Here is a 7767-nt window from a genome sequence, read left to right as displayed (position 1 = left end):
AATCGCATTTTGTAACATTAGCAACGGTCGAAGCTGGCCAGGGTTGTGGAGCCACTCGTGAAAGGGCGTCTTAGATGAACGACGGTTCCGACCTACCGCCGGAGGATGGGCTTGAGCAGATGGTCGCTGCGTCCCTTGCCGGTGCCCTCGAAGGCATGCTCAGCCGTAGCGAAGAGGGGGATCGGCTGAGCCTCATTCGCACCCTGCGCTCGCAAATGGCGCGAGTGCTGGCTGAAGCACCGATCAAGGGAGATCCCGTCAAGGCTGTCGCGCTACGCACTCGTATGGCTGCGCTGTTCGAGGCCGAGTTCGCCCACATGGAAGCAGCTGCGGAAAAGAGGGAGCAGCCGTAGTCAGCCTAGTCCACCTAGTCAGTGCTCCTCTGCCAGATCTCCCACCTACAGCACCACTCAGCCCCTAATCCATCCGCCCCAATCTACGTGATAGCCGCAGCCGCAGCGGATCATCAGCCCACCAGCCTAGATGGTCGCGCGCTGGTGCCCGCGGCTGCCCTTCACCCTCCGGCATCGCCTCGCTGCAGCCGTCCCGTCACCTCGGCAACAGCGCGCGCCTGCGCCAGCAGCAGGCGCCGCCCCTCCGTGAACCACACGGTCAGACTGCCCCGCTCGCGTAGCGCGGCATCGTATTCCGCCCCGTTTGTCGCCCGAAACCGCTGCTTCGGAATACGGCGACGACGGTCGGCATTGGCCTTATGGGATGGCCCGCCCCTCAATCCTGCTAGCGTAAGCTGGCGAGGCAACCAGGGGTAAGGGAGCTGACCCATGTTGGAGATTGCGGTTCTCGGCGTTGTTCTTGGCAAGAACAGCTGCAGCGTTGTGGGGCTGGACGCGGCCGGCCGAGTGATCCTGCGACGGAGCCTGCATCGCGATGGGGTGGTCAAGCTGGCGGCAGGGTCGCCGGGCTGCGTGGTGGCGATGGAGGCCTGCTGCGGGGCGCACCATCTGGGCCGTAGGTTGCGCGAGGTGGGACACGAGGTGCGGCTGATGTCGCCCGAGTATGTCCGACCCTATGTGAAGGCGCAGAAGAACGACGAGCGGGACGCGGAGGCGATCGCCGAGGCTGCGACCCGCCCGACCATGCGCTTTGTTGAGCTCAAGAGCGAGGCGCAACTCGACATGCAGAGCCTGCACCGCGCCCGTGATCGGCTGGTGAGCGAGCGGACAGCGCTGATTAACCAGCTGCGCGCCATTCTGCTCGAGCGCGGCATCACCGTGCCCCAGGGACGGCACAAACTCGAGGTCTACCTCGAGACCCTGCTCGCCGAGGAGCGGGTTCCGCTCAGCCCGCGCACGCGGCTGCTGGTGGAGGACCAGCGGGCGGAATGGCGCGAGCTGGACCGGCGCATCGAGGCCTTCGACCAGGAGTTCGCGGCCCAAGCCCGGAGCGATGAGGCGGCCCGGCTGCTGACCACGATCCCCGGTATTGGGCCGCTGAACGCGACAGCCCTGGTGGCGGCGGTTGGCAGGGCCGAGACCTTCAGGCGAGGAAGGGATCTGGCGGCCTGGCTAGGGCTGGTGCCGCGGCAGATGACTACGGGAGGCAAGCCAAAGCTGCTGGGGATCAGCAAGCGAGGGAATGTCTACCTGCGCAAGATGCTGATCCACGGCGCACGGGCGGCACTTAAGGTGTTGTCTAAGGCGGACACAGCGCTGAGCCGATGGCTGCACGGCCTGCTGCAGCGTGCCCACAAGAACACCGTCGTCGTGGCGCTCGCGGCCAAGTTGGCGCGGGTGGCCTGCGCAGTTCTGCGCAGCGGACGCGGGTTCGAGGTTGGAGCTGCGGGAACGCCGTAGCTCGGGGGATCAGTCGCGGGCGCCATCCTGGCGTGAGCGACTGACGAGGTCTGCGGGTGGTGGAAGCGAGATGGCCTGACAGTCGACCAGTGTTCTGGAACCCTGTGCCGTTCAACGGCGCTCGACGCCGATGTGCCTTAGGAGGACCAGAACGCGCGGATCTCCATCTTGGCCGGGGCGTTGCTCCGAGACCGATGGGGTGGATGGCCCCCGATCGGCATCGAAGTGCCAGGATGAGGGTTGTCGAACACCCCAGGAGGAGGCCATCCGCCATGCAGATTGCCACGATCGGCGTCGATCTCGCCAAGCATGTTTTCCAGCTTCACGGCGTTGGGCCGGACGGCCAGGTCGTCCTGCGCCAGAAGCTGCGCCGTGCCCAGATGATGACGTTCTTTGCGAAGCTACCGCCGTGCCTCATCGGCATGGAGGCTTGCGCGACCGCGCACCACTGGGCCCGTGAGCTCCGTGCCCTCGGGCACGAGGTCCGCCTCATGCCAGCGCACTACGTCAAGGCTTACCTCAAGCGCGGCAAGAATGACGCGGCCGACGCCGAAGCGATCTGTGAGGCTGTGACCCGTCCGACCATGCGTTTCGTGGCAGTCAAGAGCCGGGAGCAACAGGCCGTCCTGGTCATGCATCGCACGCGCGACCTGTTGGTCCGGCAGCGGACCCAAGCCGCCAACTCGCTGCGCAGTCTTCTCGCGGAGTTCGGCGTCGCCGAGGCACAGGGTATCTGCCGTTTGGGACGCCTGCGGGCGCACTTGGAAACGGACACAGTCCCCGAGCCTGGGCGTAAGATCCTTGTCCTCCTTGCCGAGCAGATCGACGAACTCGAGAAGCGCATCGCACAGGTTGATGCCGAGATCTTGGCCTGGCACCGGGCCAATCAGACCAGCCAGCGCCTAGCCAGGATCCCAGGGGTCGGGCCGCTGATCGCGAGCGCCATCGTGGCGACGGTCGCGGACGCCTCAGTGTTCCGCTCCGGTCGGGAGTTCTCCGCCTGGCTCGGCTTGGTGCCTCGGCAGAACTCATCGGGCGGCAAGCAGCGCCTGGGTCGGATCACCCACCAGGGTGACGGCTACATTCGCCGCCTGTTGATCATTGGCGCACAGTCCGCCCTCCTGGGCTCGAGGGAGGTGAAAGCCAACGGCTGGGTACAAGGCCTTCTGAGCCGCTATGCCCGGCTCAAGGTTGCCGTTGCTCTCGCCAACAAGATGGCGCGCATCATCTGGGCGCTCATGGCCAAGGGAGACGTCTACCGGCCGACGACCGCCGTACCCACGGCATAAGGTAGGGCCGCGGGAGAGGATGCTTGCGAGAGGAAGAGGCGTGATGGAGTGAGCGGCAGTGCCGACGAGTTGGGAGCAGCCTGGAACGTATCCGGGGTCCTTGAACCCGCGAGACCGATGAGGCCCCAGCCCGCGGACGCCCATCAGGGCCAGCGGCCGTCGTGCCGCGCTGAAGGCCGGACACACGACTGCAAGCGACTACCGCTGCTTGATCGCCATGATTCTTCTTGCAAGACAGGGGGCCATCCACACACGGATACGTTGACGTAGACTGATCAGACTGGCTCGTGAGAAATCCCTTGCGGACGGGGCGGGCCATACGTTGAACGGCAAGCTGCGTTCTCCTGGAGGATGACGGGTCGTCACCCCCTCAGGAACCTAACCCACCCAGACCGCCAGACCGATCCGTGCACCACAGTGGCTCAGAGCGGTCACCTCATTCGATGCGCAGCCGCTCAATCAACTGCCCGAACACCTCCCGGTCACGGTTAGCGAGGGCCGTAAAGGCCGCGCTCTCGGCATAGGCGAAGCTGAGGGTGGCCCGGGCCAGGGCATCGCGAAAGGCCGGATCCTCGGCGGTTTTACGGGCCACTTCAGTAAGTGTGGCCACCACCGGGGCGGGTGTGTTGCGGTTCACGGCCAGCCCGCGCCAAACGCCAACCTGCACGTCGTAGCCGCGCTCCTTCAATGTCGGCACCTCTGGAAAGCCCGGGGCGCGCTCCTGGGCCATTACCGCCAGGAGGCGCATTTTCCCGCCCCGCACGTAGGCGGAGGCTTCCCCGGGGCTGGTGGTCACCGCGTCCACGTGGTTGCCCAGCAGAGCTGCCAGCGACGGCGCTGAGCCGGTGAACGGGACGTGGAGGAACTCGGCTCCAACCTTATCCTCCATGGCCGCCGAAGCCATGTGCCAGATGGAGCCGGCCCCGCTGTTGCCGAGCTTCACCGCACCTGGCCGGCGCTTCGCCTCGGCGACAAAGTCCTCGATAGTCTGCCATGGCGAGTCCGCGGGTACCACTAGGGCACCGGGGTCAGCGTTGAGCAGGGCAATCATGTGGAAGTCGTCGGGCGAGAAGCGGACCCGTTTCAGCCCTGGCAGGATGGACAGATCGGAATAGACCAGCCCAACCTTGTAGCCGTCGGGGCGCGCATTCAGCACCTCCTGCATCCCGATCGCGCCGCTCGCGCCCGGGCGGTTCAGCACCACCACCGGCTGAGGCAGGTACTTCTGAGCAACTTCAGCGAAGGCTCGCGCCACGATATCCGTGCCGCCGCCTGGCGCCACTGGCACCACGATCTCGATCGTCCGGGAAGGAAAGCTTTGAGCCATGGCCCCGGAGCCGAGGGCCGCGCAGGCCGCTGCAGAAACGAGCGACAGGAATTCAGATCGGCGAATGAGCATCATCGTGAGCGTTCCTCTTTCTGGGTTTTTGTAGGAACAGACAAGCCGGCCGTTAGCCGCGGCCGGCGCTTAGAGTGACGCCTCCAGCATGGCGCGGTAGTCACGCGCATCGGCGTCGCGTGGGTTGGTCTTGTGGCTGTGGTCCGCCAGCGCACCGGTGACGACGCGGTCGAACACCTCTTCCCCGACGCCCAGTTCGGACAGCCGCGTTGGCAGACCGATCCTGATGGACATGGCGCGAACCGCGTCCTCCAGCCGGTCGGTCGGGGCGAGCCCCACGGCGGCGGCCATCCGCGCATACTTGTCCTGCTCCACCGACGTGGGCGCGTCGCGGTTGAAGGCGATCACCGCAGGCATGAAGATGGCGTTCAGGGTTCCGTGGTGCAGCTTCGGATTGATCCCACCCAGAGCGTGGCTCAGGCTGTGCACGCAGCCCAGGCCCTTCTGGAACGCCATGGCGCCCATGGTTGCGGCCATGGCCATGTCAGCGCGGGCGGCGCGGTTCTGCGGCTCCTGCGTCGCAACGGGCAAACTGGCCCAGCCGCGTCGCAGCCCCTCCAGCGCGATGCCATCGGCTGGCGGGTTGAAGGAGGGGGCAAGGAAGGTTTCGACGCAATGCGAGATCGCGTCCATGCCGGTCGCTGCAGTCAGCATGGGTGGCAAGGTGCGAGTGAGCTCAGGGTCCACGATCGCCGCACGCGGCACCAGGTGCGGTGAGAGCAGCCCCACTTTTCGCCCGTCTTCGAGAATGATGATGGCGCCGCGGCCGACCTCGCTCCCAGTACCCGCAGTCGTGGGGATCGCGATGGTGGGCCAGGTCTTCGCCGAGATCCGATCGACCCCGCCCTCGATGGCGGCGTAGGACTTCAGCGACCCACCATGCGCCGCGAGGATGGCGACACCTTTCGCGAGGTCGATCGCAGATCCCCCGCCGATAGCCACGATCCCGTCGGCGCCGGCGGCATGGAACATGTCCGTGGCCGCGCGCACCGCCGCCTCGTTTGGGTTGCCGGGAGTGTCGTCGAACACGCCGGCGGGGGCCGCATCCAGCAGTCCCTCCATGCGCTCTAGGAAGCCCAGCTGCCGGACACCCTTGTCGGTGACGATGAGCGGTCGTGCGATGCCGGCGAGCCGCAGCTCCGCACCGAGCTGTGCGATCTCGCCGAAGCCAAAATGTATGCGCGTCACGTAGTTAATCAGACCCATGCCGTTACCTCCGAAACCTTGGCCTCGGTCTTCCGCGACCCTGACGGGGCATCGGAACCCGCCGACGGTGGAGTCAGCGCAGAATGCGGCGGTATCGCAAATCCGCTGTCGTCCGGCGACGCCATCACAAAAAGAGCATCAGCCCTCGCGGTTGACGGTTCTGCCAGCGCTCGCGCCATGGGTACCCGGGTTGGCAAGCAGGGTCTGTCGTGGACAAGCTCCTGACAGGTTGACGGGCGGCCGGTGCCTGAGATGGAGTGCGTGGACTGCGGTTCGGCCGGTGTGACCGAGCGGCGAGACCATACGGCCCAAGGCTACCGACGCTATCGCTGCCGCGCTTGCGGCCGAGGGATCAACGAGCGCAGCTCGGGAGTGCTGAACAGGGTCCAGTACCCGAGTGACGTCATCGCGCTCGTGGTACTGACTGGGAACATGAAGTACCAGCGCACCGCCCAGAGGATTACGTCGGCGGTGAACTGCCGCCCCTTGAAGGACTGATCCGGCCTCACTGAGGCCACTCTCCGCCGTCTCGCGATGCTGTGGTTTGTACCTGCTCGAGGAGGCTTCGCAAACGCGCAACGGAACCGGTGGTGCCGTCTGACGTCAGGCGTCACCAGCTTGGTCATTCCGGCCACCGCCTGTCAACTTGCCGTTGCCTCACTGAGGCAACACGCCCGCGGTGAACGCTTGGTTTGACAAGTTCGGGCTGGTCTTTGAGGGTCGGCGAAATCGTAGCGGGGGGAGCCAGAATGGAGCGTGTCGGGTTTGTTGGTCTTGGGCGGATGGGACGCCCCATGGCGTCTAATCTGCGCCGCAAGCAGTTTGCCCTGTCGGTCTTCGACATGGTGCCCGAGGCCGCAACAGCACTGGAGGACTTGGGGGCGAGCCGTGCCTCCTCGCCAGCCGAGCTGGCCAGCACCTCCTCCATCGTGCTGACTATGCTGCCGGGACCACGTGAGGTGCGTGAGGTGGTGCTGGGTGCGGACGGCCTGCTAACCCATCTCCCCCGGGGATCGCTGGTCATAGATAGCTCTACCGTTGATCCCGGGACGAGTGACGCGCTGGCATCGGCCTGCGCGGAGAGGGATATTGGCTTCGTGGATGCGCCAGTTGGCCGTCTGGCAAGCCACGCGGAACGCGGAGAGAGCCTGTTCATGGTGGGAGCAAGCGACGCGGATTTTGCCCGGGCCCAGCCGTTGCTGGCGGCAATGGGAAGCACCATCCATCACTGCGGACCCCCAGGTAGCGGCACACGCATGAAGCTGGTGAACAATCACCTTGCCGTCCTGTTGTGCACCATCAACGCCGAGGCGCTCGCCCTGGCGGCTCGCTTTGGGCTTGATCTGGAACGAACGCTGGAGGTGCTGCACGGCACCACCGCTACGAATGGCCAGCTGAAAGTTAACTGGCCGCAGAAGGTGCTTGCTGGTGATACGGGGCCCGGCTTCGCAATCGACCTAGCGCATAAGGACCTTACTCTCATCGTGGACGCGGGCAACACAGAGCGCGTGCCGCTGCCCATGGCAGCGGCGGGGCGAGAAACGCTCTCCTCCGCGCGGGCGCGGGGCTTCGGAGGAAAGGATTTCTCCGCCCTTCTTGACGCGCAGTGCGACCTCTCGGGCCTACCGCCACCCAGATTGAAGGCGGGCATACCACCCGGCTGAGGGGCGACGCTGATTAGGTGGCATCGGCAGACCTCAGTGCCCAGCAGTTGATCTGTGTGAAGGCGAGGCGGCCGCATCGTGAACAGGAAGAGGACTAGGCTCAGGACCCGTTAATCAGGGCTGGCGCCTGATCTGAATGGCTGATTCCATGGTAGCCGGAGGTGCTGCCATGGCTGACCTGTTCTGGCTCACGAAGGCGCAGATCCGGCGGATTGCTCCCTATTTCCCGCTCTCGCACGGGGTGCCCCGCGTCGACGATCAGCGGGTGGTCAGCGGTATCCTCCACGTCATCCGCAACGGGCTGCGCTGGCGCGACGCACCTGCCGAGTACGGTCCGCACAAGACCCTGTACAACCGCTTCGTGCGCTGGAGCCGCCTCGGCGTGTTCAACCGCA

Annotated in this window: 7 protein-coding genes; 5 read left to right on the top strand and 2 right to left on the bottom strand. The window is 65.7% G+C overall.

Annotated features, from left to right (window positions below; translation table 11 throughout):
• Window positions 1-74 precede the first annotated feature (74 nt).
• The 3 genes from BO39_RS28610 (at window position 75) to BO39_RS28600 (ending at window position 3103) form a co-directional block, all read left to right on the top strand.
• Window positions 75-353 (top strand): hypothetical protein, encoded by a 279-nt coding sequence (locus BO39_RS28610; RefSeq protein WP_043840171.1) that lies wholly within the window; start codon window positions 75-77, stop codon window positions 351-353.
• A gap of 429 nt (window positions 354-782) precedes the next feature.
• Window positions 783-1814 carry an IS110 family RNA-guided transposase gene (locus tag BO39_RS28605; protein WP_408735196.1) on the top strand — a complete coding sequence of 344 codons (1032 nt, stop codon included), beginning with the start codon at window positions 783-785 and terminating at the stop codon, window positions 1812-1814.
• A 272-nt stretch (window positions 1815-2086) separates the two neighbouring features.
• Window positions 2087-3103 carry an IS110 family RNA-guided transposase gene (locus BO39_RS28600; RefSeq protein WP_043840169.1) on the top strand — a complete coding sequence of 339 codons (1017 nt, stop codon included), beginning with the start codon at window positions 2087-2089 and terminating at the stop codon, window positions 3101-3103.
• Window positions 3104-3539: 436 nt separating this feature from the next.
• Here BO39_RS28600 and BO39_RS28595 read toward each other — a convergent pair whose 3' ends face one another.
• Both BO39_RS28595 and BO39_RS28590 read right to left on the bottom strand, forming a co-directional pair.
• Window positions 3540-4505 carry a Bug family tripartite tricarboxylate transporter substrate binding protein gene (locus BO39_RS28595; RefSeq protein WP_211257608.1) on the bottom strand — a complete coding sequence of 322 codons (966 nt, stop codon included), beginning with the start codon at window positions 4503-4505 and terminating at the stop codon, window positions 3540-3542.
• Between the two features lie 66 nt (window positions 4506-4571).
• Entirely contained in the window at window positions 4572-5708 is a 1137-nt protein-coding gene (locus BO39_RS28590) for an iron-containing alcohol dehydrogenase (RefSeq protein ID WP_043840168.1), read from the bottom strand.
• A gap of 749 nt (window positions 5709-6457) precedes the next feature.
• Here BO39_RS28590 and BO39_RS28580 point away from each other — a divergent pair.
• Complete coding sequence (locus BO39_RS28580; RefSeq protein ID WP_043840164.1) at window positions 6458-7372, top strand: NAD(P)-dependent oxidoreductase; 915 nt, start codon at window positions 6458-6460, stop codon at window positions 7370-7372.
• Window positions 7373-7541: 169 nt separating this feature from the next.
• Window positions 7542-7767, top strand: a 226-nt coding sequence (locus BO39_RS28575) for a transposase (RefSeq protein WP_043840162.1), incomplete at its 3' end; no start/stop codon positions are given.

The organism is Roseomonas aerilata DSM 19363 (genome assembly GCF_000711725.1).
In the GTDB taxonomy this organism is placed as follows: domain Bacteria; phylum Pseudomonadota; class Alphaproteobacteria; order Acetobacterales; family Acetobacteraceae; genus Roseomonas; species Roseomonas aerilata.
Note: the sequence above shows the minus strand (reverse complement) of the source record. Positions and strands in the feature narration are given on the sequence as shown.

What these genes read in the sequence shown, in the direction of transcription:
- BO39_RS28580 (WP_043840164.1), top strand. Translation starts at nt 6,458, where the DNA reads ATGGAGCGTGTCGGGTTTGTTGGTCTTGGGCGGATGGGACGCCCCATG.
- BO39_RS28605 (WP_408735196.1), top strand. Translation starts at nt 783, where the DNA reads ATGTTGGAGATTGCGGTTCTCGGCGTTGTTCTTGGCAAGAACAGCTGC.
- BO39_RS28610 (WP_043840171.1), top strand. Translation starts at nt 75, where the DNA reads ATGAACGACGGTTCCGACCTACCGCCGGAGGATGGGCTTGAGCAGATG.
- BO39_RS28590 (WP_043840168.1), bottom strand. Translation starts at nt 5,708, where the DNA reads ATGGGTCTGATTAACTACGTGACGCGCATACATTTTGGCTTCGGCGAG.
- BO39_RS28595 (WP_211257608.1), bottom strand. Translation starts at nt 4,505, where the DNA reads ATGATGCTCATTCGCCGATCTGAATTCCTGTCGCTCGTTTCTGCAGCG.
- BO39_RS28600 (WP_043840169.1), top strand. Translation starts at nt 2,087, where the DNA reads ATGCAGATTGCCACGATCGGCGTCGATCTCGCCAAGCATGTTTTCCAG.